22 protein-coding genes and 3 pseudogenes are annotated in these 25,219 nt (G+C 59.3%); 15 read left to right on the forward strand and 10 right to left on the reverse strand.

Going from position 1 to position 25,219, the window contains the following annotated elements:
- The first annotated feature begins 17 nt into the window (after positions 1-17).
- Positions 18-521 carry a DUF2878 domain-containing protein gene (locus ACMXYH_RS17550; RefSeq protein WP_415767718.1) on the forward strand — a complete coding sequence of 168 codons (504 nt, stop codon included), beginning with the start codon at positions 18-20 and terminating at the stop codon, positions 519-521.
- 1 nt (position 522) lies between these two features.
- Here the strand turns inward: ACMXYH_RS17550 and ACMXYH_RS17555 are convergent, their stop codons facing one another.
- On the reverse strand, positions 523-1,047 hold the full coding sequence (locus ACMXYH_RS17555) for a DUF3833 domain-containing protein (protein WP_129443797.1): 525 nt from the start codon (positions 1,045-1,047) through the stop codon (positions 523-525).
- Between the two features lie 19 nt (positions 1,048-1,066).
- Positions 1,067-1,618 (reverse strand): chalcone isomerase family protein, encoded by a 552-nt coding sequence (locus ACMXYH_RS17560; RefSeq protein WP_415764300.1) that lies wholly within the window; start codon positions 1,616-1,618, stop codon positions 1,067-1,069.
- Between the two features lie 733 nt (positions 1,619-2,351).
- Here ACMXYH_RS17560 and ACMXYH_RS17565 point away from each other — a divergent pair.
- From ACMXYH_RS17565 to ACMXYH_RS17585, 5 genes are all read left to right on the forward strand, one after another.
- Complete coding sequence (locus ACMXYH_RS17565) at positions 2,352-3,203, forward strand: sugar phosphate isomerase/epimerase family protein (protein ID WP_415764302.1); 852 nt, start codon at positions 2,352-2,354, stop codon at positions 3,201-3,203.
- Between the two features lie 14 nt (positions 3,204-3,217).
- On the forward strand, positions 3,218-4,288 hold the full coding sequence (locus ACMXYH_RS17570; protein WP_415764303.1) for an isopenicillin N synthase family dioxygenase: 1,071 nt from the start codon (positions 3,218-3,220) through the stop codon (positions 4,286-4,288).
- 45 nt (positions 4,289-4,333) lie between these two features.
- Positions 4,334-5,128 carry an ABC transporter substrate-binding protein gene (locus tag ACMXYH_RS17575; RefSeq protein WP_415764305.1) on the forward strand — a complete coding sequence of 265 codons (795 nt, stop codon included), beginning with the start codon at positions 4,334-4,336 and terminating at the stop codon, positions 5,126-5,128.
- Positions 5,129-5,192: 64 nt separating this feature from the next.
- A complete protein-coding gene (locus ACMXYH_RS17580; protein WP_415764307.1) occupies positions 5,193-6,740 on the forward strand; it encodes an amino acid ABC transporter permease/ATP-binding protein in 1,548 nt (515 codons plus the stop codon).
- A gap of 60 nt (positions 6,741-6,800) precedes the next feature.
- On the forward strand, positions 6,801-7,589 hold the full coding sequence (locus ACMXYH_RS17585) for an SDR family oxidoreductase (RefSeq protein WP_415764308.1): 789 nt from the start codon (positions 6,801-6,803) through the stop codon (positions 7,587-7,589).
- Between the two features lie 217 nt (positions 7,590-7,806).
- Here ACMXYH_RS17585 and ACMXYH_RS17590 read toward each other — a convergent pair whose 3' ends face one another.
- The 3 genes and pseudogenes from ACMXYH_RS17590 to ACMXYH_RS17600 form a co-directional block, all read right to left on the reverse strand.
- A complete protein-coding gene (locus tag ACMXYH_RS17590; RefSeq protein WP_415764310.1) occupies positions 7,807-8,679 on the reverse strand; it encodes a DNA/RNA non-specific endonuclease in 873 nt (290 codons plus the stop codon).
- 238 nt (positions 8,680-8,917) lie between these two features.
- Positions 8,918-9,208 (reverse strand): annotated as a pseudogene (locus ACMXYH_RS17595) (helix-turn-helix domain-containing protein); the annotation flags it as partial.
- A 52-nt stretch (positions 9,209-9,260) separates the two neighbouring features.
- Positions 9,261-9,508: pseudogene (locus tag ACMXYH_RS17600) on the reverse strand (TolC family protein); the annotation flags it as partial.
- Here ACMXYH_RS17600 and ACMXYH_RS17605 point away from each other — a divergent pair.
- Together ACMXYH_RS17605 and ACMXYH_RS17610 are read left to right on the forward strand one after the other, a co-directional pair.
- Positions 9,508-10,254: pseudogene (locus ACMXYH_RS17605) on the forward strand (amino acid permease); the annotation flags it as partial. The pseudogenes ACMXYH_RS17600 and ACMXYH_RS17605 overlap by 1 nt on opposite strands.
- Before the next feature lie 96 nt (positions 10,255-10,350).
- The gene (locus ACMXYH_RS17610; RefSeq protein ID WP_415764312.1) at positions 10,351-11,274 is read left to right on the forward strand and encodes a bifunctional 5,10-methylenetetrahydrofolate dehydrogenase/5,10-methenyltetrahydrofolate cyclohydrolase; all 924 of its coding nucleotides are present in this window, start codon (positions 10,351-10,353) and stop codon (positions 11,272-11,274) included.
- Between the two features lie 53 nt (positions 11,275-11,327).
- Here the strand turns inward: ACMXYH_RS17610 and ACMXYH_RS17615 are convergent, their stop codons facing one another.
- The 5 genes from ACMXYH_RS17615 to glnT form a co-directional block, all read right to left on the reverse strand.
- Complete coding sequence (locus ACMXYH_RS17615) at positions 11,328-12,653, reverse strand: ammonium transporter (RefSeq protein WP_415764314.1); 1,326 nt, start codon at positions 12,651-12,653, stop codon at positions 11,328-11,330.
- 136 nt (positions 12,654-12,789) lie between these two features.
- A complete protein-coding gene (locus tag ACMXYH_RS17620) occupies positions 12,790-14,130 on the reverse strand; it encodes an FMN-binding glutamate synthase family protein (RefSeq protein ID WP_415764316.1) in 1,341 nt (446 codons plus the stop codon).
- 20 nt (positions 14,131-14,150) lie between these two features.
- Entirely contained in the window at positions 14,151-14,834 is a 684-nt protein-coding gene (locus ACMXYH_RS17625) for a protein glxC (RefSeq protein ID WP_415764317.1), read from the reverse strand.
- A gap of 11 nt (positions 14,835-14,845) precedes the next feature.
- Positions 14,846-15,751 carry a class II glutamine amidotransferase gene (locus ACMXYH_RS17630; protein ID WP_415764319.1) on the reverse strand — a complete coding sequence of 302 codons (906 nt, stop codon included), beginning with the start codon at positions 15,749-15,751 and terminating at the stop codon, positions 14,846-14,848.
- Positions 15,752-15,823: 72 nt separating this feature from the next.
- The gene (glnT, locus tag ACMXYH_RS17635) at positions 15,824-17,158 is read right to left on the reverse strand and encodes a type III glutamate--ammonia ligase (RefSeq protein ID WP_415764321.1); all 1,335 of its coding nucleotides are present in this window, start codon (positions 17,156-17,158) and stop codon (positions 15,824-15,826) included.
- A 282-nt stretch (positions 17,159-17,440) separates the two neighbouring features.
- On the opposite strand from glnT, the gene ACMXYH_RS17640 reads away from it, so the two are divergent.
- From ACMXYH_RS17640 to ACMXYH_RS17670, 7 genes are all read left to right on the forward strand, one after another.
- Positions 17,441-18,040 carry a helix-turn-helix domain-containing protein gene (locus ACMXYH_RS17640; RefSeq protein ID WP_415764322.1) on the forward strand — a complete coding sequence of 200 codons (600 nt, stop codon included), beginning with the start codon at positions 17,441-17,443 and terminating at the stop codon, positions 18,038-18,040.
- Positions 18,041-18,282: 242 nt separating this feature from the next.
- A complete protein-coding gene (purU, locus tag ACMXYH_RS17645; protein ID WP_415764323.1) occupies positions 18,283-19,149 on the forward strand; it encodes a formyltetrahydrofolate deformylase in 867 nt (288 codons plus the stop codon).
- Entirely contained in the window at positions 19,146-20,051 is a 906-nt protein-coding gene (gene folD, locus ACMXYH_RS17650; RefSeq protein WP_415764324.1) for a bifunctional methylenetetrahydrofolate dehydrogenase/methenyltetrahydrofolate cyclohydrolase FolD, read from the forward strand. The genes purU and folD overlap by 4 nt, the downstream gene beginning before the upstream one ends.
- A complete protein-coding gene (locus tag ACMXYH_RS17655) occupies positions 20,033-21,274 on the forward strand; it encodes an FAD-dependent oxidoreductase (RefSeq protein ID WP_415764325.1) in 1,242 nt (413 codons plus the stop codon). Before folD ends, ACMXYH_RS17655 begins: the two co-directional genes overlap by 19 nt.
- Positions 21,275-21,287: 13 nt before the next feature.
- Positions 21,288-21,590: a sarcosine oxidase subunit delta gene (locus ACMXYH_RS17660; protein WP_415764326.1), complete on the forward strand. Its 303-nt coding sequence runs from the start codon at positions 21,288-21,290 to the stop codon at positions 21,588-21,590.
- Entirely contained in the window at positions 21,587-24,484 is a 2,898-nt protein-coding gene (locus ACMXYH_RS17665) for a 2Fe-2S iron-sulfur cluster-binding protein (RefSeq protein ID WP_415764327.1), read from the forward strand. Before ACMXYH_RS17660 ends, ACMXYH_RS17665 begins: the two co-directional genes overlap by 4 nt.
- A 3-nt stretch (positions 24,485-24,487) precedes the next feature.
- On the forward strand, positions 24,488-25,084 hold the full coding sequence (locus ACMXYH_RS17670) for a sarcosine oxidase subunit gamma (protein WP_415764328.1): 597 nt from the start codon (positions 24,488-24,490) through the stop codon (positions 25,082-25,084).
- The last annotated feature ends 135 nt before the right edge of the window (positions 25,085-25,219 follow it).

Genomic DNA, 25,219 nt, shown 5'->3' on the forward strand with positions numbered 1-25,219 from the left:
CCCTTCGGCCTAAAGGCATGAGCGAGCGGGGCCAGTTGTTGCTGAACGCAGGGCTGTTCCAACTCGGCTGGTTCGCCTGCGTGTTTGGTGCGCAACGGCCATGGCTGCTGCTGATTGCAATCGCCTGCCTAGCTATACACCTGCTTTGGATTGCCAACGACCTTAATGAGTGGCGCAGTCTGTTACGGGTGGCAGCCTGCGGTTGGGTCCTGGACAGTGTCCTATTGCACCTCGGGCTGTTCTACTTTTCCGGTGCCGCTACTTTTCTGCCGCTGTGGCTGGCAATGCTATGGCTGCTTTTCGCCAGCACTTTGCGTCACAGCCTGAGCTGGACGAAACGGCCTTGGTGGATGGGCAGCCTACTAGGGGCCTTAGGCGGTCCGCTCTCCTATTTGGGAGGCGCTAAGCTAGCAGGCGTGGGTCTGCCGCTAGGTGTTTGGCCCAGCGTTCTGCTACTCGCATTGATATGGGCGATGTTGACGCCGGCGCTGCACTGGATGGCCGGACAGCATGCACGTTGACTCAAGACTGCTTGCGGAAGAACAAGGTGATCTGGCCTACCTCCACCCCGAACTTGGTCATGAACGAGCGATTGATCATGGTGTTCTTGTCTAATAGGTACATCCAGTCGTCTAAGTGAACCTGATACTCCTTGCCATCCACCGGTAGGTTCAGCACATATTTCCAGCGCAGTGTATTGCCTGCCACCTCACCACGCGCCTCGCCCACCACGTCGCCAGCGGTTCCGCGCCATTGACTAGGGCCAGCGGGGGTTAGAGTCCAAACCCGTTTTTGCTTGGTACCGTCGCTGTAAGTGAATGATTCGTCGAGGATCAGCCTATTGCCTTCGGTGTGGCCATTGATCTCAACGTGGAAACGCTTGGTTACCTCGCCTGAACGCTTTTGAAACATACCCCAGGCTTCGACCCGGCCCTCGAAGAATTCGCGCAACTCAAGCGTGGGCGTCTCCTGGCTGTAAGTGTGCACATCCACCCGGCTGCAACTTGTAAGGCCAATGCATAGCAGCAGCATCCATATCTTCAACATGCGCATTTCCTCAACGGACTCAGGGTTTAACTGCACCCAGCAATTGGGCGCGCAGCTCCGGGTTGCGTGTTCGGGGGTCAAGCCAGATCGCAAAAAAGGCTTTGGCGAACGCATCATCCCTCACCACATGTTGTAGGTTCTCGCCAACGTAAAAACGTGCGCCCTCTCCAGGGATATAGACTCCGGTGATGCGGTCACCGGCGCGCACATCGACAAACGCCTGCTGCATCTCCCACTCCCAGCGGGCCATCAACTCTGAATTCAGGGAGTTGGGCGACAAGCGACGGATTTCCTTGATGCTGGCCTCAACCAGATCATCGCGACTAATAGCGCGACTGTAGGTCAGCTCTAGCGCAAAAGGCACATCTGCACCCAGTGGTTCTCCGGCAATCAGGCGTGGGCTCCAGAACTGCGCGCTGTAGATGGAGAAACCGAATACGCGCATCTCCCCGCTACCCAACCGACGAGAATCGGGTAACGCCTCGCGCCAATCAGCAAATAGTTCAGCACTCTGGAGCATCAGCACAAGACAGATAAGGTGGCGGATTAAGCGGTCCGTCTGCATGGTCATGCAAAGACCTCGATAGGACTCAATGGACACCTTTAAAAGTTATACTAAATAATTATTTTGTACAGCTCTTAAACTGGCCTTATCCCCCACCAACACGGACACAATGTCTTGTTCAAATGATGCAATTGCCAAGCGCCTGAACTCCCTCGGCAAGCGATAATTGAAAGCGTTGTGCAGACGCTGCTCGTTGTAGTGTTCGAAAGCAATTGTCAGGTTACGCAGCGCCGTTTCTCGACCCGGCTTGGGCATGCGCTGTTTTGACGAGGCGACTTCTTTATTACTGTCTTGCGGGACATCAGAGGCTGCTGGCTGGCTCAGATTTAAACTTGGTATCGATCGCGGTCAGTCATGACAGGCGGAAATCGGCCAGAAACAGACCATCAACGCCCCAGTGTCGCTTGGGACTCTTCAAAATAATGCCGTAACAATGGCACCCCTCGCTAATAGTCAGCGTAGACACCTACTCGCCCATAAAATCCCTCTTGAAAAGCGCGATAAATAGCTAGCTATTTGTTGACGAAAGTCTGAAGTATTCATTTGAATTTTCAGATTCTTCCACCCCGCCGCCTATGCCTAACATCGGCTCCACAGCGAACCAGCCTCGGCAGCGCTTAGTGGGACCCATCAGGCAGAGACCCGGCTCAAAAATCCTGTGCCGTTGCTGGCCCTTGATCGCCGACTGGCTTTGTCGAAGTGCTTTTGCAGTAGGCCTAGGGATTTTTGAGGATCACCGATGAAGCTGGAAATCTTCCGCACGCTGTGGGGTTACACCGCCATCAAGGCCCAAGCGCTTGAAGAGCTGCTGCAGGCGGGCTTTGATGGAATGGAAGCACGTCTGCCACTGGACGCCCGTGAACGGGCTGAGTTCGCCTTCTTTCTCCAGGCCAATCGCCTGGGTTACATCAGCACAGTCTTCACGGCGTACGATGTGCTGCCGGACCAGTCGGCGACCGCTGATGTTCACCTCAATGACCTCGATCAGAAACTGGCGTGGGCCGCCGAGCTCGGCCCACGTTTTGTCAACGTGCTGGCGGGCAATGACCGCTGGTCCTTGCCACAACAAGTGGAGTTTTTTGGTCAGGCGCTGGATCTGGCGCGCAAGCACGGTCAGGTCTGCAGTTTCGAAACCCACCGCTCGCGCTCGCTGTTCAACCCCTGGGTGACCCTGGAGTTGATCCGGCAACTACCCGATCTGTTGTTCACCAGTGACATCAGCCATTGGGTCGTGACCTGCGAGCGTCTGTTGAATGACCCGGCCGATGATCTGAGCGCTTTCATCGAGCGGGTTCACCATATCCAGGCACGGGTCGGTTACGACCAAGGCCCGCAGGTTCCGCACCCGGCGGCTCCCGAATATGCAAAAGAACTGGCTTTCCATCAGCAGCACTGGGAAAGCATCTGGCGCTCGCAGCAAGCCCGCGGTTACCAGGTCAGCACCCTGACCCCGGAATTCGGCGCCGACGGTTACCTGCATCATTTGCCCTTCACCAATGTCCCGGTCGCCGACCTGTGGTCATTGAACGTGTGGATGGGCCAGACCGAGCGCGAACACTTCGAGCGTTTCCACCACTCAAGCAATCCTTAGGGAGCCGATGCGTCATGCCTGACAATAAAAACAACAGCGCCAGCACTGACACACACAAAGCCAACTTCAATAGCATCCCGGTGGTCAACATCGCCGGCCTGTTCAGCTTCGAACTGGAACACCGCCTGGCCGTGGCCCAACAATTGGGGCGCGCCGCCAGCGAAGTCGGGTTCCTCTATATCACCGATCACGGTATCGACCCGCAACTGATCGCCAACCTGCGCAAGGCTGCCAAGGACTTTTTCGACCAGCCCTTCGACACCAAGATGCGGCACTACATCGGCACCTCGCAAACCCACAAGGGCTTTGTACCCGAAGGCGAAGAGGTCTATTCCAAAGGCAAGCCGGACCACAAGGAAGCCTTCGACGTCGGCTTCGAAGTCCCGGCCGATGACCCGCTGGTGCTGGCCAACACCCCGTTGCTGGGGCCCAACGACTGGCCGCAGTTGCCGGATTTCAAGGCGTCGGTGCAGGCCTACTATGAAGCGATCTTCGCCTTGGGCCGGCGCCTGTTCGGTGGCTTTGCCCTGACCCTGGGCCTGGAAGAAAACTATTTCGACAGCCTGGTCACCCGCCCGCCGTCCAAGCTGCGCCTGATCCACTACCCCTTCGACGGTGCCGCCCATGACGCACCGGGTCTTGGCGCCCATACTGATTATGAGTGCTTCACCATCCTCCTGGCCGACAAACCAGGCCTTGAGGTGATGAACAACCTTGGACAATGGATCGATGCACCACCGATTGCCGATGCCTTTGTGGTCAACATCGGCGACATGCTGGAAGTGATGACGGCAGGCGCATTCGTTGCCACTGCGCACCGGGTGCGGAGCGTGAAGGAGGAGCGTTATTCCTTTCCTCTATTTTATGCCTGCGACTATCACACCCAGATCAAACCACTGCCCGGGTTCGCCCAGGGAGGCAACGACTACGAAGAAATCACAATCGGCGAACACATGTATGGCCAGGCACTGCAGACCTATCAGTATCTGCGCCAGAGGGTGGCCAATGGGGAAGTTCAACTGCCAGGCAAGGCACGCAAGCCCGCCAGTTTCGGACATTTGAAAAATCAGGCTCAACCGTCCTGATTGAAGTTTTCAGTTACCCCTTACCTACGCCGGAGTCAGTAAAAAATGAAAAACAATAAAAAAAACCTGTTGAGCTTGGCTGTATTGGCAGCCGGTATGCTCGGTGCCTCGGTGAGCATGGCCGCGACAGACACGTTCAAGGTCGGCATGGAAATCACCTACCCGCCCTTCGAGTCCTATGACAAAGACAAAAACGTGGTGGGTTCGGATCCCGAACTGGCAGCGGCCCTGGCCAAGCACATGAACGCCAAGGTGGAGTTCGTCGACACCAAGTTCCCGAGCCTGATCCTGGGCCTGAACTCCGCCAAGTACGACGCGGTCATTTCCGGCATGTACATCACGCCGGAACGCCAGACTCAGGCCCAAACCATCGCCTATGCCAACACCGGTGCCGCAGTCATGGTGCCCAAGGGCAGCGAGATCAATGCGAAAAAACCTGAAGACCTGTGCGGCTTGAAACTGGGGCTGGAACAGGGCACCACCTGGGTCAAGGAATTCAAGAAGCTCTCCGATGAGTACTGCGTGCCGAACAACAAAGGCGCCATCACCGTCAGCGAGTACCCCTCGGCGCCCGAAGTGACCCAGGCCCTGTTGTCCAAGAACATTCAGGCCCAGGTTGAAATCGCTGGCGCTGCAAAAATGATCGCGGAAAAGACCAATGGCCGGGTAGTGATCACCACGGAAAACCCGATCTATCAGCAAACCCTGGGTATCTTCGTCAAAAAAGGTAACGACGAAACATTCCAGGCCGTGCAAAAAGCCTTCGAGGAGACCAAAAAGAGCGGTGAATACGCCTCTATTCTTAAGAAATATGGCTTGGAAGAACCGACTGCCAACTAAGAACGTGTCCTTGTAGTCTGGTCATCTGCCGCCCCTGCACCGGGGCGGCAGATTGAGGTGCCCTATGCAATTCGATTGGTCGTATTTCCTCTCCCTGTTCTCCCTGCCGGACTTCTGGAAGGCCTGCGTCACGGTGGTCCAGCTCAGTGCCCTGGCCTGGTTCCTCGGCATGCTGCTGGGCTTTGGCCTGGCCACGGCGAAGTTGTCCCAGTCGCCCTTACTGCGCATTCCCGCGGCGGTCTACATCTGGTTCTTCCGCAGCATCCCGTTGCTGGTGCTGGTGGTCTTCGTCTACAACTTGCCGCAATTGTTTCCCGGTAGCGGACCGATCCTGTCAAACCCCTTCTACTCTGGCTTGCTTGCCCTGGTGGTCACGGAAGCGGCTTACATGGCGGAGATCCACCGTGGTGGCCTGATCTCCGTGGCCAAGGGCCAGAAGGAAGCAGGCCGCGCGCTGGGTGTCGGCCTGTTCGGCATGCAGCGCTTGATCGTGATCCCCCAGGCTTTCCGTATCTCGCTGCCTACGTTGATCAATGAATACATCACGGTGGTCAAGCTGACGTCGCTGGTCTCGGTCATCTCCTTGACCGAAATCCTCACGGTCGGCCAACGCCTCTATGCCACCAACTTCCTGGTCATGGAAACCCTGGCTGCGGTGGGCGTGTACTACGTGCTGATCGTCACCGTGTTCGGCTTTTTCCTGCAGCGTCTGGAGCGCTACCTGGACCTGAACTTCCGCAAGCCGCATACACTCGATGCCGCCGCCGTGGTCAAGCTCAAGGCCATCGCCGAAGCCTTGCCCGACAATGCGCGCAAAGCCGCGGGCAGCAACGCGACGCCAATCCTGCAACTGAAGAACATCCAGAAGAGCTATGGCACGCACCAAGTGCTGATGGGTATCGATCTGAATGTCGAATACGGCCAGGTGATCTCGATCATTGGCCCATCCGGTTCCGGCAAAACTTCGCTGATCCGCACGGTCAACGGTCTGGAAAGCATCGATACAGGCGACATTCTGTTGTTCGGTGAAAAATTCATCGAAGCTTCGGACAAGCCCAACAGCGCCCGTCTGCGCAAAGGCGTGCGGCACATTGGCATGGTGTTCCAGAACTTCAATCTGTTCCCGCACCGCACCATTCTCGACAACGTCACGCTGGCGCCGCGTTACCACGGCATCCCGGGTGAGCTGAGCGAGCACCGTGCTTATGCGCTGCTGGACAAGGTCGGCCTGCTCGCCCACGCCCACAAGTACCCGCACCAGCTCTCCGGCGGACAGCAACAGCGCGTGGCGATCGCGCGTGCTTTGGCCATGGAGCCGGACATCATGCTGTTCGACGAGCCTACGTCAGCGCTCGATCCAGAGCTGGTGGGCGATGTGCTGAACGTCATACGCGACCTTGCCAGTGAAGGCATGACCATGATTATCGTCACCCACGAAATGGACTTTGCCATGTCGATATCCGACCGGGTCGTCTTCATGGAGAACGGTAATATCCAACTGGATGCTGCACCTGAAACCATACGCTGCGATGCCGAAGGAGAGAGAGTGCGGCGCTTTATGGGAATCAGTACTCGATCGCCAAACCTGCCTGTCACTGCGAATCATGCGTGAGCATGGGTGCTGCAGTAGGCAACCACTTTCTTTGAGCTTCCTTCTTTCAGGAAAACACGCATGAATCTTGGAATAGCAGGACGCTGGGCGCTGGTGTGCGCGGCCAGCAAAGGCCTGGGTAAAGCCTGCGCACAGGCACTCGTCAGCGAAGGCGTGAACGTGGTGATCACCGCCCGAGGCGAACAGACGCTGAATGAAACTGCCCGTCAGCTCAGAGCGATAAATCCTCAAGTGACTGTCATCGCCGTAGCCGGAGACATTTCGACGCCTGAGGGTCGCACGGCAGCCCTGGCGGCCCATGAGCATTTCGATATTTTGATCAACAACGCTGGAGGCCCTCCTCCCGGGGATTTCCGCGAATGGAACCGCGACGCCTGGCTCAAGGCGCTGGATACCAACATGCTCACCCCTATCGAGTTGATCAAGGCAACGGTAGACGGTATGGCGACACGCGGATTTGGCCGAATCATCAACATCACGTCGAGTGCCGTGAAGTCCCCTATCGAAAGCCTGGGTCTTTCCAATGGCGCGCGCAGTGGTCTGACGGGATTTATCGCAGGGCTTTCCCGGCAAGAAAGCATCGCCAGTCGGAATGTGACGATCAACAACCTGCAACCGGGCTCATTCGACACCGATCGACTGCGTGACAACCTGGTCGCTGCTGCCCAAGAGTCGGGGCAAGACAGTGAGGCATTCCTCGGCGAATGCCGTAGCGAAATTCCTGCTAAACGCTTCGGCTCACCCGAGGAGTTCGGCGCTCTGTGCGCTTTCGTTTGCAGCAGTCATGCGGGCTACCTGACCGGGCAGAACTTGTTGATTGATGGAGGGGCCATTCGCTCCAGCCAATAAAGACGGCAGGCGCAAGTGGAGCGGATGGCATAGGGGCTTTCGCCATTCGCCTCCTGTGTACGACGTGGTGGATTGTGCGGGTGCTATATCTGTTTAAGTCGTGAGTCGCGTTTGCAAATCCGATGCCCCGCAGCAACTTTTAAACCACCGCTATCTATCCGTGAATGAAGCACCCCATCGGTTGCATCCAGCCTTTGAGGTGCAATTCATCAAGCCATCAAGAGCGCCCTACGGAACCTGTGACCGGTAGATTCCCCAGCAAGTTAAGCCCGGTACTTTTCACGAAAGCGTCATAGTCCATCGGTCTCTCGATACGGGTTTCAGCGTTGGGTAGTACGTAGGCCCAGGCACGCTTGGACGATGCGTCGTAAACCAGTTTGAACAGGCGGGTCGGCACCCAGACCTTGTTGTCGCCAATGGTGGTGTGGCCAGAGTCAAAGAGCGGGCCGGTGAAGACAAACACATTGCCATCGGCTCGCTTGGCAAATTTTCTGACATCCGCCTCGACCTTGCTCCAGATCTTCCGGTTGTTGGTGGGGTCTTGCGGCACCATGTTCGACAGCGCAAAGGATTGGGCCATTGCATTGGGGTTCGGTGCATCGGCTGCCGGGGATTGATGGCCGCGGTCCACGGCCGGATGCTGGCTACGGTAGTCGCTCAACTCTGCCCGTCCATTCTTGGGGATGCGTGGGTCCGGGTAGAACTGGTTGGTGCGCTCCTCCCCCTTGGCATCCTGCAGCTGGGCTGCATTAAGGCGTTCGACCACTACCAGCGGCGTCCTACTGGTTTGCGAGTACAGCACCGCGAAGTTGTCAGAGCACAGGGCCAAGGGTTTCATGGTTGCAGGCACAGTGGCCATGTTGATCGGTTTCGCTGCTGGGAACAGATCTGCGCAGCCGTCAAACGATGCCTGTTTCTGTTTGTTTGAATAGAGTTCCAGGGCCGCGTTCTGGCTGATCGAGCCCGAGTGGGACGTTTGTTCCTGATGCTGGGTGGGCGGTTTGAGGAAATCCAGCAGACTGCGGGCTTCTGCCCCGGTCGAGAGCAAAACAAGGGCCGACAGCCCAACTGCAATTTTGCGTAGGTGCATGCTTTTAATCTTCGAATTGGATTGAGGGGTGAACGTACGGCGAGTCCCGATTCACGGAACCCGGTGGAGGCGGTTGTTGATTATCTTGCGGCGAGCATGCTTTCACTGTCCTTGATCAAAATGCCGATGTGGAGCCGGTCGGCTCCGAGCAGTACGACCGCTGACGGTCGTGCGGGATTTATTGACCATGACAAGTCACATTAGTGCTGGGCAGCGTTTACATTCTGCTTGCCAATGCCTAAGCAGGCTCGTTAACTGGCGCGAAACGTTGTGCGTACTCCTTTGGACTCACCCCCATGCGTCGCACGAAGGCTTTTCTCAGCACGTCGACACTGTGGTAGCCGCATCGGCGCGCAACCTCCTCCATCGATCGCCTTCCCAGCTCTATTTGCCGACAGGCCGCTTCGACCCGGACGTCCTCGACGTACTTCGCAGGCGTTGTCTTGAATTCCCTCTGAAACATGCGAATCAAGGTCCTCACACTTGTGGCGAGCCTGTCTGCAAGTATCTCGACCGTAAGCTCCGAAGCCACAGGTTTCTCGCCCGCCTGAAGATTGTTTGGGCCGGCCTTGTAATCGGGGTCACAGTCCCGCGACTTTGCCGTCGCTGCTATCCCAGCCTCCCCCAACGCTTTATAGATCGCGCCAATTCCCCGGTACTGATCAATTTCACCCAGTGCCTGAGCGTCCTCGGCGTTCAGCCGTTCACGCTGTGCATGTAGCAGCACCAGATAATCCACCGTGCCTTCCTTGTACAGGATAGCCGCCAGGGCTGCCGCGGCGCGGCTCGACTCACTTTGCTTGATCAACGACAGCAGCCGCTGCTGGCGTGCTCGATGCCAGCGGCGCAGTGGTTTCGCCGGCGGTCTACAGCGGTCTGTTGTCACCCACGATCTACAGCGGCATGGGCGTCGGGCAGGTCATGGCGGACAGCATCGGCGGCGGCAATCTGGTGGCCAACATCGTGCTGAACATGTTGGTCCTGGCCACGCTGCTGGCAATCATGACCTCGATGTCCGGCTCCTCGCGCACCCTGTATCAGGCGTCGGTCGATGGCTGGCTGCCGAAATACCTGGGCCGCACCAACGAACACGGCGCGCCTACCGCAGCGATGTGGACCGACTTGTCGTTCAACCTGCTTCTGTTGCTGATGTCCGATTATGTGTTCGTGCTGGTCGCGTCCAACGTCAGCTACATCATCTTCAACTTCCTCAACCTCAATGCCGGATGGATCCATCGCCTGGACCGTCCCGACTGGATACGCCCGTACAAGGCCCCGACCGTGCTGTTGTCCGCGGGTGGCGTACTGAGCTTCGTCAACCTGGCGTGCATGGGGCTGGGTGCCGATATCTGGGGCGCCGGCACCCTGGTGACCGGCCTGTTGCTGGCGCTGTTGATTCTTCCAGTGTTCTGCTACCGCCACTATGTGCAGGACAAGGGGCGCTTCCCGGAAGCGATGCTCAGCGACCTGTACATTCAGGCCGATGCCGGTCAAAAACACGCCGGCTGGCTGCCTTATGCCACGCTGATCGCGGGTGTACTGGTGGTGTACGGTTGCCATCAACTGGTAGCCTGAGCGCCCTTGCCTGCTGGTCTCTGATGGATCATCGGGGCGCAACGACGCCTCGATGATCACTTCGCCCCCCTATCAATCAAGACGACGGTGACTCTTTTGATCAGCACCACCCCTGCTCTTGCCCGCGTTATCGACGGCAAAGCCATCTCTGCCCAGGTTCTCGACGAAGTTCGAGAAGAGGTTCTGGTCCTGGCCGGACAGCAGATTTACCCCGCCCTGGCCGTGCTGCTCGTCGGTGAAGACCCGGCCAGCGAGGTCTACGTGCGCAACAAACTGCTGCGGGCCAAGGACGTCGGGATCCGCTCCCTTGAATACCGTCTGCCGGAAACCGCCAGCCAGGCGCAAGTACTGGAACTGATTGCGCAGCTGAATGCCGATGCCACGGTGAACGGCATCCTGGTGCAGCTGCCATTGCCGGTCCATATCGACGAAGGAGCGGTGATTCATGCCATTGATCCGATCAAGGACGTGGACGGCTTTCATCGGGAAAACGTCGGCGGCCTGGTGCAAGGCATCGAAGTCCTGACACCCTGCACACCTAGCGGCTGCATGCGCCTGCTGCACGAAACCTGCGGTGACTTGAGCGGCTTGCACGCGGTGGTCATCGGCCGCTCGAACATTGTCGGCAAACCCATGGCGACCTTGTTGTTGCAGGCCAACTGCTCGGTTAGCGTGGTGCACTCGCGCAGCGTCGATGCACCGGCGTTGTGCAGGTTGGCGGACATCGTGGTTGCGGCGGTGGGTCGTCCTGAGATGATCGACGCCAGCTGGCTCAAAGCTGGGGCGGTGGTGATCGATGTCGGCATCAATCGCATTGCCAGTGAGTCCGGCAACCGGCTGGTAGGCGATGTCGATTACGCCAGTGCGCGTACCGTCGCCCGTGCGATCACGCCGGTTCCGGGAGGCGTGGGGCCGATGACCATTGCGTATCTGCTGAAGAACACCCTGATCGCCAGTCAATTGCAGCGTGCCGTCGCAGCGCGCGAGCGAAAGTCGATCAGTGAAGCAGCGTTGAGCTGAGCACCACGAAAACGGCCCACTCGAAAGTGGGCCATGTCGTTCAATAGTAACGGTCAGTGGTTGTAGGCACTCTCGTTGTGTTCAGCCAGATCCAGCCCCATGTCCTCCACCGATTCATCGGCACGCAAGCCGATGACGGCGTTGATCACTTTGAGAATGATCCAGCTGATGGCGAAGCAGTACACCGTCGTCAGCAACACGCCCTTGATCTGCGCCACGACTTGAGCGCCCATGCTCACGCCTTCCACCAACCCGCCCAGGGACGGCACGCAGAACACGCCGGTCAATACCGCGCCAATCATTCCGCCGATGCCGTGCAAGCCAAACACGTCGAGGCTGTCGTCATAACCGAAGCGGCGTTTCAGCACAGTGACGCTCAGGTAGCAGAACACCCCGCACAGCAGACCGATGGCCAACGCGCCGCCTACGCCCACATACGCACACGCCGGAGTAATGCCGACCAAACCGGCCAAAGCACCGCTGGCCAGGCCCAAAGCGCTCGGCTTGCCGACCTTGAACCACTCGGTGAACATCCAGCCGAGAATCCCCGCGCAAGCGCCCAGTTGGGTATTGAGCATGACAATGCCCGAAGTGCCATTGAGACCGCCACCGGAACCGATATTGAAGCCGAACCAGCCGACCCAGAGCATCGCCGCACCGGCCATGGTCAGGCTCAGGTTGTGGGCCGGCATCGGCGTATTCTGGTAGCCCTTGCGCTTGCCGAGAATCAGGCACGCAGCCAAAGCAGCGACGCCGGCATTGATATGCACCGCAGTGCCGCCGGCAAAATCGAGAACGCCCCAGTTATGCATCAAAGCGCCCGAACCTCCCCAGACCATATGGGCGACAGGCGCATAAACCAGGGTGAACCACAGCGCCATGAACCACAGCGCTGCCGAGAACTTCATGCGCTCGGCGAATGCACCGGCAATCAGCGCCGGGGTAATGATCGCGAAGGTCATCTGGAAGGTTACAAACACGCCTTCCGGGATGTCACCGACCAGGCTTTCCGGGGTCATGCCGGCCAGAAAGGCCCGGCTCAAACCACCGACGAAACTGTTGAACGTCACCTGCCCCTCAACCATGCCGGTGCTGTCAACCACCATGCTGTAGCCATAGATCACCCACAGCACGCCGACCAGGCCGGCGATGCCGAAGCACTGGGTAAACAGTGAGAGCATGTTTTTCGCCCGCACCAGACCGCCGTAAAACAATGCGAGGCCCGGCAGACACATGAACAGCACCAGCACCGCGGCGGTCACCATCCAGGCGGTGCTGCCGGTGTTCAATGTGGGTGCGTCGGCCGCCTGGGCGAGCGGCGCGAGTGCGCCGGCCGCCAATAAGACAAGAAGGGATTTGCCGAGAAGACGATTGACCATGTTCAAAGCTCCTGCAAAGGAATGGTAGGTGTCTGGCAGCGAGCAGTTGTTATCTCATGGGCCTCTTGTCGGGCCCCTTGATTTGATCGTTCCCACGTCGAGGCGTCGAACCGTCCGCGTGGGAACGAGCACTCTCTCAGTAACCGGAACCAGAACCTGGAATCCAGTTGGTCCCCGCCAGCGGCACCCGCGCCATGGCAGCCGACTCCACCGTCAGGGCTACCAAGTCCTCAGGATCGAGGTTGTGCAAGTGCGACTTGCCGCAAGCCCGGGCCATGGTCTGGGCTTCCAGCACCAGCACGCGCAGGTAGTTGGCCAGACGCCGACCACCTTCCACCGGGTCCAGACGCTTGGACAGCTCCGGGTCCTGCGTGGTGATACCGGCCGGGTCCCGGCCGTTCTGCCAGTCATCGTAGAAACCGGCGGCCGAGCCGATTTTCTTCAGTTCCTCGTCCAGGCGTGGATGGTTATCGCCCAAGGCAATCAGCGCCGCCGTCCCGATAGCCACCGCATCCGCACCCAGCGCCATCGCCTTGGCGACGTCGGCACCGTTGCGAATCCCTCCGGAAACGATCAGCTGAACCTTGCGGTGCATGCCCATCTCTTGCAAAGCTTGTACCGCTTGCGGAATGGCCGACAAAATTGGAATCCCGACGTGTTCGATGAACACTTCCTGAGTCGCCGCGGTGCCGCCTTGCATCCCGTCGAGCACAATCACGTCAGCCCCGGCTTTTACCGCCAACTTGACGTCGTAGTACGGTCGGCTCGCGCCGATCTTCACGTAGATCGGTTTTTCCCAATCGGTGATTTCCCGCAGCTCGGCAATCTTGATCGCCAGGTCATCCGGGCCAGTCCAGTCCGGGTGGCGGCAGGCGCTGCGCTGGTCGACACCGATCGGCAAGGTGCGCATACCGGCCACACGTTCGGTGACCTTCATGCCCAGCAACATACCGCCGCCACCGGGTTTGGCACCCTGCCCCAGGACGATTTCAATGGCGTCGGCCTTGCGCAGATCGTCCGGGTTCATGCCATAGCGGGACGGCAAATACTGATAAACCAAATGCTGCGACTGGCCGCGTTCTTCCGGGGTCATGCCGCCGTCACCGGTGGTGGTGCTGGTACCAGCGATGGTCGCGCCACGGCCCAGGGCTTCCTTGGCATTGGCCGACAAAGCACCGAAGCTCATGCCGGCGATGGTCACTGGAATCTTCAGGTGAATCGGCTTCTTGGCGAAGCGGTTGCCGAGGATTACATCGGTGCCACACTTCTCCCGATAGCCTTCCAGCGGGTAGCGCGAAACGCTGGCGCCGAGCAGCAGCAGGTCATCAAAATGCGGCAGTTTGCGCTTGGTACCGCCGCCACGAATATCGTAGATGCCGGTTTCCGCGGCACGCTGGATTTCCTGGATGGTCAGGCGGTCGAAGGTGGCTGACTCGCGCAGTACGGGAGGCGCTTTTTGGCTGATTGGGTCGCTCATATCTTTTCTCCTCGCGCGGATCAGTACGCGGACGCGTTATCGACTTTGAAGTTGTACAACTGACGGGCTGAACCGTAACGCTTGAAGTCAGCCGCCTCGTGCTCGAAACCGGCGCGATTGAGCAGCCCTTGCAGCTCCTCCAGGTGCTCGGCACGCATCTCTTTTTCGATGCAGTCCGAACCCAGGGATTCGACGGTGCCTTTGACGTAGATGTGGGTTTCGTACAACGAATCGCCCAACGCATCGCCGGCGTCGCCGCAGACCACCAGGCGACCGGCTTGGCCCATGAAACAGCTCATGTGGCCTATGCTGCCGCCGACCACGATGTCGATGCCTTTCATGGAAATCCCGCAGCGTGCCCCGGCATCGCCTTCAATCACCAGCAAGCCGCCATGTGCCGTGGCACCTGCCGCCTGCGAAGCGCTGCCTTTGACCCGGACGTAGCCGGACATCATGTTTTCGGCGCAACCCACACCGACGTTGCCGTGAACGGTGATCGAGGCCTTTTGATTCATCCCCGCGCAGTAGTAACCGGCGTGACCCTGGATATCGATGGACACCGCTTCATTCACCCCGACTGCGAGGTTGTGCTTGCCATCGGAGTGAGTCACCACCCACTCGTGATCGGTGACGTTATTGACCTGATCGTGTAGCGCCTGATTAAGGTCACGCACAGTGGCAGTGGAAAGATCGATGGTTTTCATGTGTGCGCTCCTTAAGCTGACTCGCGTTCCCAGATGTACAAGGTGGCCGGTGCCGGCTCCCAGATCCTGGCGTGTTCGATTCCCGGCAGGCTCGACAGCGCCTGATACTCGGAGGCCATGGCCACGTAGTCGTCGGTCTCGGCGAGGATCGCCGGCTTGCAGGCGACCGGGTCGCGGATCACCGCAAACCCGTTGCGGGTGCCGATGGCGAAGGTGAAGAAACCGTCGAGATCCTCCAACGAATGATCCAGCGCTTCTTTCAGCGAGTCGCCTTGCTGCAGGCGCCATGTCAGATAGCCGGCGGCTACTTCGGTGTCGTTGTCGGTTTCGAAGTGGATGCCTTCACGCTTGAGTTCCTGACGCAGGCGGAAGTGGTTGGACAGCGAGCCGTTGTGCACCAGGCACAAGTCGGCGCCGGTAGAAAACGGGTGGCTACCTTCCATGGTCACCGCACTTTCGGTGGCCATTCGGGTGTGGCCAATGATGTGGCTGCCCTTCATTCCGGCCAGGCCGAAACGCTGGGAAATTTCCTGGGGCAAGCCCATGCCCTTGAGGATTTCGATGCTTTGCCCGGCGCTCATGATGCGCAGGCTCGGTGCCAGTTCAGCGAGGGCCAGGCGTACCGGCGCCTCTTCGGCATGGATCTTCAACACCGCGGCACTGGCGTTCTGGAACCAGTCCAGCGAACAGCCGAGACGCCCTTCCAACTCGCCCATCAAGGTTTTCCAGTCGAAACCTTCGGTGGTCGCCTGCAGGGTCAGCTTGACCCAGCCATCAGCCACTTCATCGCCATAAATGGCGAAGCCGGCACTGTCCGGGCCACGATCGGTCATGGCCTGCAGCATCGGTTCGAAGAGCTTGCCGAGCTGGGATTCCAGCTGCGGATTTTTCAGGTAAAGACCTACGATTCCACACATATCAAGTCTCCTTCGGAGGCAGTGAACGCCCGACGCCGTGCCGGGTGCCCGAATGGTTGTCAAAGCACACAGTCAGAAAAATTCGGTGTAGCGCTGGATTTCCCAGTCGGAGACGTGGCGGCTGTATTCCACCCATTCCATACGCTTGAGCTTGATGAACTCGCCAACGATTTGCGGGCCGAGCACCTCGGCGAACAACGGGTCGGCTTCGAGCGCGTCGCAGGCTTCCTTGAGCGATTGCGGCAGGGTCTTGATGCCCCGCGCGGCGATCTGCTCGAGGCTCAGGCTGTAGAGGTTTTCATTGCAGACGTGGTCGATTTCCAACTGACGGTCGATGCCGTCCAGGCCCGCAGCGATGATCGCGGCGCTGACCAGATAGGGGTTGCAACCGGCGTCCGGCAGACGGAATTCGAGGCGGCCGTAAGGCACCCGAACCATAGCCGAACGGTTGTTGGCGCCGAAGGCAATAAAGGCCGGCGCCCAGGTCGCGCCGGACAATGAGTTGCCCACCACCAGACGCTTGTAGGAGTTGACCGTCGGCGCGGCGAAGGCACACAGCGCCGGGCCGTGGGCGAGCAGACCGGCAGCGAAGTGATAGGCCATTTTCGACAACCCCATGCCGCTCGGATCACTGGCGTCATGGAACAGGTTTTTGTTGTCGGCGCTGCTGATCGACAGGTGAAAGTGCATGCCGTTGCCGGCGCGTTTCGGGTCGGGCTTGGGCATGAACGAGCAGATCATGCCTAGGTCGTTGGCGATCTCGCCGGCGGCCATGCGGAAAAACGTGAAGCGATCCGCCGAGGTCATGGCGTCGCTGTAGGTGTAGTTGATCTCGAACTGGCCGTTGGCGTCTTCGTGGTCAATTTGATAGACCTCGAAATCCACTGCCTGCAGGGCTTCGGTCAGCCGCTCAAGGAAAACGCGGGAGCGCGACAAGCCTTTATAGTCGTAGCAAGGCTTGTCGAGGTTGTCGCTGGGGTCGACCAATTGCAGCTTGCCCTGCTCGTCGCGACGCATCAGGTTGAACTCGGGTTCCAGACCGGTGTTGAGGATCCAGCCCTTTTCTTCCAGGCGTTGCAATTGTTGCTGCAACACATAACGACTGTCATACGGATGCGGTTTGCCGTTGACATGACCGACGCATACCACCCGCCCGTAACCCGGTTGCCAGGGCACCGGGGTCAGGGTGGACAAGTCACCGCGAGCCATGAAGTCCGGACCGTGGGGCTCCATGCCCATGCCACTGATCGCAAACCCGGCAAAACCCGCGCCCTCTTCGGCGACGGTCTTGAGCCCACAGATCGGCACCGACTTGGTCTTGGCCGCACCGTGAATATCCACAAATTGCGCAAGCACGTACTTGATCCCGTGCTTGTCGATGATGCGCTGGGTTTCTGCTGGCAACATTGCTCGTCACTCCTCGCGAAAGGCAAAACATCTTGGATGGGCCTTGACCGTCTTTTTATTCCTAAAAAGAAAGTTAGTTTCCCAATAGGAATGCAAGGCCCTTGCCAGCTTCGCGAGTGAAACGTCGAAACGCCGTGACAGGCGCTTTTGTGCTGTATATATGGGAATATTCTTTTCCCTGTGGGAATACTGCTCGATGAATGCGAGCCGAACGCCGCGATTTGCACTTTCTCAGTGCGAAACTAATATTACTGAACGGAAAGTGTGCAGGATCTGATGACTATGTCGACCGAAACCGCCCCGCGCCTCAAGCTTGAGCAATATCTGGGAATGCAGATCAAGCGCCAGCGCCAGGCTCAGGATCTGAAATTGTCTGACGTGGCCAAGATTGCCGATATCAGTCAGGGCATGTTGAGCAAGATCGAAAACGCCCAGGTGTCCACCAGCCTCGATACCCTGAGCCGTCTGTGCGACGTACTCGGCCTGCCACTGTCCAAGTTGTTCAGCGAATACGACCAGCAAGACGGCAGTGCGCTATTGGTCAAGGCCGATCAGGGCATGGAAGTGGTGCGCCGCGGCACCGAGAAAGGCCATACCTACCATCTGCTCAACCACACTCGCGGGCCGAAGAAGAGCTTCGAGGCCTACATGGTCAGCATGGATGACGCCAGTGAAGAGTTTCCGACCTTCTCCCACCCCGGCACTGAATTCCTCCACCTTCTTGAGGGTGAACTGATCTATCGCCACGGCAATCAGCTGTACCGCATGGAAGCGGGTGACAGCCTGACGTTTGAAGGTGAAATCCCTCACGGTCCGGAGCAGCTGGTGCACGTGCCGATCCGCCTGTTGTCGATCATGAATTACGGCAGCGACAAAGAGTAACGCCCCCCTCTTCCCCCGCTCTGCCCTGCCTTGAGGTCGACCCACGGTCGGCCTCACGTATTTTCCTGTCAGTTAAAAAACTTTCTTGAAAGCTCTGGACGCGGCGCGACCATTCCCCTATAAAGCCACCAACAGGAATAATTTATTCCCCACAAGAAAACGCGCTCATGGATGAGCCTGCTGTCCGCTGATGATTTTTTTCGCTATGCGATGAGCTGCCGCCATCATCCCGAGGACGTGTCATGCAACACGAAAAAAACCATTTCATCATCAAGATCACCTGTCCCGCGGTGTCCGGCATCGTCGCTGCCGTCACCACTTATCTGGCGGACAACAGTTGCTACATCGGGGAGATGGCGCAATTCGACGACGACTTCAGCGGCCGGTTTTTCATGCGCGCGGTGTTCCGCTTCAACGACGGCCACCTGGGCGACATCCAGCAAATCAAGGACGGCTTCACCGACGTAGCTCAAGCCTTCGACATGTCCTGGGAATTGCACGACACCCGCGAGCCGATGCGCGTGCTGCTGATGGTCAGCAAGTTCGACCACTGCCTGACTGACCTGCTCTACCGCTATCACAAGGGAGAGATGGACATGACCATCACCGCCATCGTCTCCAACCACCTCGACTTGCGGCCCATGGCCGAACGCGAGGGCATTCGCTTCATCTATCTGCCCGTGACCAAGGACACCAAAGCCCGGCAGGAAGCCGAGCTGATGAAAATAGTCGACGACACCAGCACTGAACTGGTGGTGCTGGCGCGCTATATGCAAATTCTCTCCGATGATCTGTGCAAGCAACTCTCGGGCCGGGCGATCAACATTCACCATTCGTTCCTGCCCGGCTTCAAGGGCGCCAAACCGTATCACCAGGCCTACCAACGCGGGGTGAAACTGATTGGCGCCACGGCCCATTACGTCACCAGCGACCTCGACGAGGGACCGATCATCGAGCAGGAAGTGCAGCGCGTCGATCACGTCTACCTGCCCGATGACCTGGTCGCCACCGGCCGTGACACCGAAACCGTGGCCCTGTCCAAGGCGGTCAAGTACCACCTGGAGCACCGGGTTTTCCTCAACCAGGACAGAACGGTGATCTTCCGGTGAACATGCACAAGCTGATCGACGGAAAAGCCACCGCTGCCCGCGTGCTGGTACTGGTCCGCAAGGACGTGGAGCGCCTGCGCGAGCAAGACATTCAACCGGCACTGGCGGTGATTCTGGTGGGCAGCGACCCGGCCAGCCAGGTCTACGTGCGAAACAAGATCCTGCGCGCCGAAGAGGTGGGCATCCGCTCGCAGGAACATCGGCTGTCCACAGACACCAGCACTGAACAGTTACTCATTCTGATCGCCCGATTGAATGCAGATCGCTCGATCCACGGCATTCTTCTGCAGCTGCCGCTGCCTTCGCATATCGATGAATTACGCGCACTGGAGGCTATCGCTCCGGACAAGGATGTAGACGGGTTCCACAGTCAGAACGTCGGCGGTCTCAGCCAGGGTCGCACGGTACTCGCGCCCTGCACTCCCAGCGGCTGCCTGTATTTGCTGGAACAAACCTGCGGCGATCTGCGCGGCAAGCACGCAGTGGTGATCGGCCGCTCGAACATCGTCGGCAAACCCATGGCAGCGTTGTTGCTGCAGGCCGACTGCTCGGTGACCGTCCTGCATTCGCGCAGCCCGGATCCGAAGACTCTGTGCCGGCAGGCAGACATCGTCATCGCCGCCGTGGGTCGCCCAAAGCTGATCGACGCCAGTTGGCTCAAGCCTGGCGCAGTGGTGATCGACGTCGGCATCAACCGCATCGAAGACGATGGCCGCAGCCGTCTGGTGGGCGATGTCGACTTCGACAGCGCCCTGCCCCACGTCGCAGCGATCACCCCGGTACCGGGTGGTGTCGGGCCGATGACCATCGCCTTTCTGATGAAGAACACCGTGACCGCAGCCCTTGCGCAGCACCAGGCTCAACGCAGCCAATCGGAGGCCCTATGCCATTCAATCTATTGAAATACGGGCTGAGTTCGGAGTACCCGGTGGAAGTGGATTTGCCGCCACCGAAGGAACTCAAGTCGAGCTATGACGTAGTGATCATCGGCGCCGGCGGCCACGGACTGGCTACCGCTTACTACCTGGCCAAGTACCACGGCATCACCAACATCGCGGTGCTGGAAAAGTCCTATCTGGGCGGCGGCAATACCGCGCGCAACACCGCGGTGATCCGTTCCAACTACCTGACCAGCGAAGGCGTGCGTTTTTATGCCGAGTCGGTGCGGATGTTCCAGTCGCTGTCCAACGAATTCGATTTCAACATCATGTACTCCGAGCGCGGCCAACTGACCCTGGCCCACACCGATGCCACGGTGCGTTCGTTCCGTCAGCGAGCCGAGGTCAACAAACATTTTGGCGGCCGTACCGAGATGATCGACCGGCAGCAGATCCGCGAACTGGTGCCCAGCCTCAACCTCGATCCCGGCCACTTGCCGGTGATCGCCGGTCTGTGGCACATCGACGGCGCCACCGCGCGCCATGACGCGGTGGCCTGGGGTTACGCCAAACAAGCCGCCAAGCGCGGCGTGGAAATCCATCAGCTCACCGAAGTCCAGGACCTGATCATCGAGAACGGCGCCATCACTGCCGTAAAAACCAATCGCGGCACCATCAAATGCGGTTGCGCGGTGCAGGCGATTGCCGGGCACAGTTCGTTGCTGATGGCCAAGGCAGGGATCCGTTCGCCGATCCAGACCTTCCCGCTGCAAGCGATGGTCACCCAGCCATTCAAACCGTTTCTGGATCCGCTGGTGAGTTCCTCCGCCCTGCACTGCTACGTGCAGCAAACCAGTCGTGGCGAGGTGGTGTTCGGCGGCGGCTCCGATCCTTATCCATTGTTCAATACTCGTTCCACGCTCGATTTGAAGGAAAGCTTGCTGGCCCACGCCATCGAGATGTTCCCGTTTTTGGCCAATGCCAAGCTGATGCGCCAATGGGCCGGGATCACCGATATGACCCCGGATTACAGTCCGATCATGGGCCTGTCGCCGGTGAAGAATTACTACCTCGACGCCGGCTGGGGCACCTGGGGTTTCAAGGCCACGCCGATCTGCGGCAAGACCATGGCCGAGTTGGTGGCCAGCGGCGGCAAGGTGCCGGAGCTGATCAAGCCCTTCAGCCTTGAGCGCTTCTCAACCTTCCAGCAAGTCAACGAAATGGGCGCCACGGCGGCCAGTCACTGACGGAGAGCGGACTATGAAAATCATGAATTGCCCGCTCAACGGGCCGCGCAATATCAGCGAGTTCACTTATGGCGGCGAATTCAAGCCGATGCCTGACCCGGTCAGTTGCAGCGATGCCGAATGGGCCGACTACGTGTTCAACACTGACAACCTCGCCGGTGTGGTGCGCGAATGGTGGATGCACACACCGTCCAGTTACTGGTTTCTGGCGGAGCGGCACACCGTCACCGATGAAATCCTGCGGACCTTCGATCCCAAAGAGCTCTTCAGCACCCGTGTCGAATTCAACGCCGCCGCCAAGGAGATCGCAGGATGAATCGCCTACCCGCCCCCATGGGCTTGCTGATCGACCGTGATCAGCCGCTGGATTTCAGTTTCGACGGCCACCGCTATCAAGGCCTGCAAGGCGACAGCGTCGCCAGCGCCCTGTTGGCCAACGGGCGTTTCCTGATCTCCCGTTCGTTCAAATACCATCGCCCCCGCGGCCCGCTGACCATGGCAGGCCAGGACGCCAACAGCCTGGTGCAACTGCCCGAAGAACCGAACGTGCTGGCCGACGCGCACGCGTTGTCCGCCGGGTTGCAGGTGACGGCGCAGAACGTCAACGGCTCGCTGGACAACGACAAGGACGCTTACCTCGGCAAGTTCTCCAAATTCATGCCGGTGGGCTTCTACTACCGTTCGTTCTACAAGCCCAAGGGCATGTGGAAAGTCTGGGAGCCGATCATTCGCAAGAAGGCCGGCCTCGGCGTGCTCGACCTGAAATTCCAGCCCGAGTACTACGACAAGGCGTACTTGTTTACCGACGTCGCGGTAATCGGCGCGGGTCCCGCCGGACTCCATGCGGCGCTGATGGCAGCCAACGCGGGGGCTAAGGTGTTGCTCATCGAGCAACAACCTGTTCTCGGCGGTTCGCTAACCTATGCCCGCTTCGATATCGAAGGCGACAGGGCTGAAACCCTGCGCCAAAAACTGCTCGCGGCGGTAGAGCAACACGCCAATATCCAGATCCTGACCGAAGCCACTTGCAACGCCTGGTTCACCGACAACTACCTGCCGGTGATTCAGGGTAAACGCATGTACAAGGTACGTGCCCGCCAGTGCCTGGTGTGCAGCGGCTCCTTCGATCAGCCGGTGATCTTTCGCAACAACGACCTGCCGGGTGTGATGCTGACCAGCGCTGCGCAACGGCTGATGAAGCTGTACGCGGTCAAACCGGGTAAACGCGCCGTGGTGCTGACGGGCAACGATGACGGTTACCTCGCCGCGCTGGATCTGCATGACCAAGGCGTGGAGGTCGTCGCTGTGGTGGACCTGCGCCATGGTCCTTCGGACGAATCCCTGCTGCGCGCACTGGCGCAACGCAAGATCTACCGCCAGGGCAACAGCACCGTCTATGAAGCCCTGCACGAGAAAGGCATGCGCCATATCAATGGCGTCGACGTGCGCAAAATCACCGCACAAGGCCAGGTCGCCGAGAGCGGGCAATGCCTGGAGTGCGATTTACTGTGCATGTCCGCTGGTTACATGCCGGTCTATCAACTGCTGTGCCAGGCCGGCGGCAAACTGGCCTACGACGATCAGCGTGCCGAGTTCACGCTCAGCGGCCTGCCAAAAAATCTAAATGTCGCCGGCTCGGTCAACGGTCGTCACCAGCTCGACAACGTGATTGCCGATGGCGTGAATGCCGGTGCCGAAGCCGCCCTCGCGCTGGGCCTGACAGTGGGTACGCAACGCGAGCCATTGAGCGGCGAGGCGCGGGTCAACTTTAATTGGCCAATCTTCCCGCACCCCAAAGGCAAGGACTTCGTCGACTTCGACGAGGATCTGCAAGTGGCCGACATCGTCAACGCCACTCGGATCGGCTATCGCGACGTACAACTGGTCAAGCGCTACTCCACCGTCGGCATGGGACCGTCTCAGGGTCGTCACTCGGCGTTGCCGACCGCGCGGTTGGTGGCCTGGGCCACCCAACGCAATATCAGTGAAACCGGTGTGACCACGGCGCGACCGCCGTTTGTTGCGGAAAAGCTGGCGCATGTCGCCGGTCGCGCGTTCGACCCGTACCGGCAAACGCCGATGCACGCTCGTCACCTGCAAGCTGGCGCGAAGATGATGCCTTCGGGCATCTGGCAACGCCCGGCCTACTACGGCGAAGCGAAGGATCGCGAAGCCTGCATGCAGGCCGAAGCCCTGCACGTGCGCAACAAGGTCGGCATCATCGATGTCTCGACCCTCGGTGGCCTTGATGTGCGCGGCCCGGACGCGGCCGAACTGCTCAATCGGATGTACACGTTCGCCTTTCTCAAGCAGCCGATCGGCCGCTCCCGTTATGCGCTGATGACCAATGAGCACGGCGTGGCAATCGACGACGGTGTCTGTGCGCGGTTTGCCGAGAACCATTTCTACGTCACTGCCACCACCAGCGGTGTCGACCGGATCTATCAGCAAATGCTTAAGTGGAACGCGCAATGGCGCCTGGACGTGGACGTCGCCAACGTCACCGCGGCCATTTGCGCGGTGAACCTTGCCGGGCCGGACTCGCGCAAGGTGCTGGAACAGGTCTGCACCGACCTCGACCTGAGCGCCGAAGGCTTCCCTTATCTGGGCGTGCGTCAGGGCACAGTCGCGGGGATCAAAGCGCGCTTGTTGCGGGTCGGTTTTGTCGGCGAACTGGGGTACGAAATCCACGTTCCTGCACGCCACGGTCTCAAGCTTTGGGATGCGCTGCTGGACGCCGGCAAGACCCATGACATTCGCCCGTTCGGCGTCGAAACTCAGCGCCTGCTGCGTCTTGAAAAAGGTCACGTAATCATCAGTCAGGACACCGACGGCATGACCCACCCGGCGGAAATCGACATGGGCTGGGCGGTCAGCCGCACCAAGCCGTTCTTCGTCGGCCGACGCTCGGTGGACATCCTCGAAGCCCAGCCACTGAAACGTAAACTGGTGGGTTTCAGCCTGCCCAAAGGCAGCCTGCAACCGTTGGAAGGTCATCTGGTGCTTAACGGCCCGGACATCAGCGGCAACGTCACCTCCTGCGAGTATTCCGCCTCCCTGGGCAAGATCATCGGCCTGGCCTACGCCGGCATCGACCAGAGCACGCCAGGGCAGCGGATTCCGATCCGCGTCGAAGGCGGCATCGTGGTCCAGGCCGAGGTGGTGCAGTTGCCCTTCTTCGATCCCGACAACCAACGCCAGGAGCTTTGAGTCATGACCAGTCTGAGAGAACAACACAGCATCGCCCGGCAAGCCCAGGCGCCGTTTCCGGGGTGCTGCCTGGTGGACCTGACCGACCTGCCACGGGTCGGTTTCCGCGGCGCCCACACTGCCGAGTACCTGCGCAGCCGCGGCTTCGTGCTGCCAGATGCGCCCAACCGTGCGGTGATTCAAGCCGATGGCAGTCAGGTGGCGCGGCTGTCGCAGACCGAATACCTGCTGCTGGGCAGTCCCGAGGATCAGGGCCAACGAATGGCAGATGAAGAGGCCCGCTGGGAACTCGATCATCAAGCCAACTATCTGCTGCCTCGTCAGGACAGCCATGCCTGTTTTCAGCTGACGGGGGATCATCTGAGCGAAGTATTGGCCAAGCTCTGCGGGGTTGATCTGAACCCGCAGGTGTTCGGCCCGGGGGCGGTGGCCCAGACGTCGGCGGCACGCATCAACGTGATCGTCATCAATTCCGGCACCGTGCAGCAGGCGAGTTTACACACCCTCTGTGACCGGGCGTCGCAGGAGTATTTTCGGGGGACGTTGGAGGACGCAATGCAGGAGTATTCAGGTCTGGCTACAGCTGTGACAACGCGCTGACTCTGCCGCCCTACTGGTCATGCATGCTGAGACGAAATTCCGTTCCAAGCATGCATGGGCAGATGCCGATAGTGATGACAATGCCGCTTGTACACGCGGCGCCGGCGACTAACAACGCCCCAATAATTTAGCTTC

Origin of the sequence: Pseudomonas frigoris (genome assembly GCF_047758635.1) — a bacterium.
Taxonomy (GTDB): Bacteria; Pseudomonadota; Gammaproteobacteria; order Pseudomonadales; family Pseudomonadaceae; genus Aquipseudomonas; species Aquipseudomonas frigoris.

Excerpts from the sequence above, each read along its gene's own strand:
- ACMXYH_RS17550 (WP_415767718.1), top strand. The coding sequence starts at position 18 with ATGAGCGAGCGGGGCCAGTTGTTGCTGAACGCAGGGCTGTTCCAACTC.
- ACMXYH_RS17555 (WP_129443797.1), bottom strand. The coding sequence starts at position 1,047 with ATGTTGAAGATATGGATGCTGCTGCTATGCATTGGCCTTACAAGTTGC.
- ACMXYH_RS17560 (WP_415764300.1), bottom strand. The coding sequence starts at position 1,618 with ATGACCATGCAGACGGACCGCTTAATCCGCCACCTTATCTGTCTTGTG.
- ACMXYH_RS17565 (WP_415764302.1), top strand. The coding sequence starts at position 2,352 with ATGAAGCTGGAAATCTTCCGCACGCTGTGGGGTTACACCGCCATCAAG.
- ACMXYH_RS17570 (WP_415764303.1), top strand. The coding sequence starts at position 3,218 with ATGCCTGACAATAAAAACAACAGCGCCAGCACTGACACACACAAAGCC.
- ACMXYH_RS17575 (WP_415764305.1), top strand. The coding sequence starts at position 4,334 with ATGAAAAACAATAAAAAAAACCTGTTGAGCTTGGCTGTATTGGCAGCC.
- ACMXYH_RS17580 (WP_415764307.1), top strand. The coding sequence starts at position 5,193 with ATGCAATTCGATTGGTCGTATTTCCTCTCCCTGTTCTCCCTGCCGGAC.
- ACMXYH_RS17585 (WP_415764308.1), top strand. The coding sequence starts at position 6,801 with ATGAATCTTGGAATAGCAGGACGCTGGGCGCTGGTGTGCGCGGCCAGC.
- ACMXYH_RS17590 (WP_415764310.1), bottom strand. The coding sequence starts at position 8,679 with ATGCACCTACGCAAAATTGCAGTTGGGCTGTCGGCCCTTGTTTTGCTC.
- ACMXYH_RS17615 (WP_415764314.1), bottom strand. The coding sequence starts at position 12,653 with ATGGTCAATCGTCTTCTCGGCAAATCCCTTCTTGTCTTATTGGCGGCC.
- ACMXYH_RS17620 (WP_415764316.1), bottom strand. The coding sequence starts at position 14,130 with ATGAGCGACCCAATCAGCCAAAAAGCGCCTCCCGTACTGCGCGAGTCA.
- ACMXYH_RS17625 (WP_415764317.1), bottom strand. The coding sequence starts at position 14,834 with ATGAAAACCATCGATCTTTCCACTGCCACTGTGCGTGACCTTAATCAG.
- ACMXYH_RS17630 (WP_415764319.1), bottom strand. The coding sequence starts at position 15,751 with ATGTGTGGAATCGTAGGTCTTTACCTGAAAAATCCGCAGCTGGAATCC.
- glnT (WP_415764321.1), bottom strand. The coding sequence starts at position 17,158 with ATGTTGCCAGCAGAAACCCAGCGCATCATCGACAAGCACGGGATCAAG.
- ACMXYH_RS17640 (WP_415764322.1), top strand. The coding sequence starts at position 17,441 with ATGTCGACCGAAACCGCCCCGCGCCTCAAGCTTGAGCAATATCTGGGA.
- purU (WP_415764323.1), top strand. The coding sequence starts at position 18,283 with ATGCAACACGAAAAAAACCATTTCATCATCAAGATCACCTGTCCCGCG.
- ACMXYH_RS17655 (WP_415764325.1), top strand. The coding sequence starts at position 20,033 with ATGCCATTCAATCTATTGAAATACGGGCTGAGTTCGGAGTACCCGGTG.
- ACMXYH_RS17660 (WP_415764326.1), top strand. The coding sequence starts at position 21,288 with ATGAAAATCATGAATTGCCCGCTCAACGGGCCGCGCAATATCAGCGAG.
- ACMXYH_RS17665 (WP_415764327.1), top strand. The coding sequence starts at position 21,587 with ATGAATCGCCTACCCGCCCCCATGGGCTTGCTGATCGACCGTGATCAG.
- ACMXYH_RS17670 (WP_415764328.1), top strand. The coding sequence starts at position 24,488 with ATGACCAGTCTGAGAGAACAACACAGCATCGCCCGGCAAGCCCAGGCG.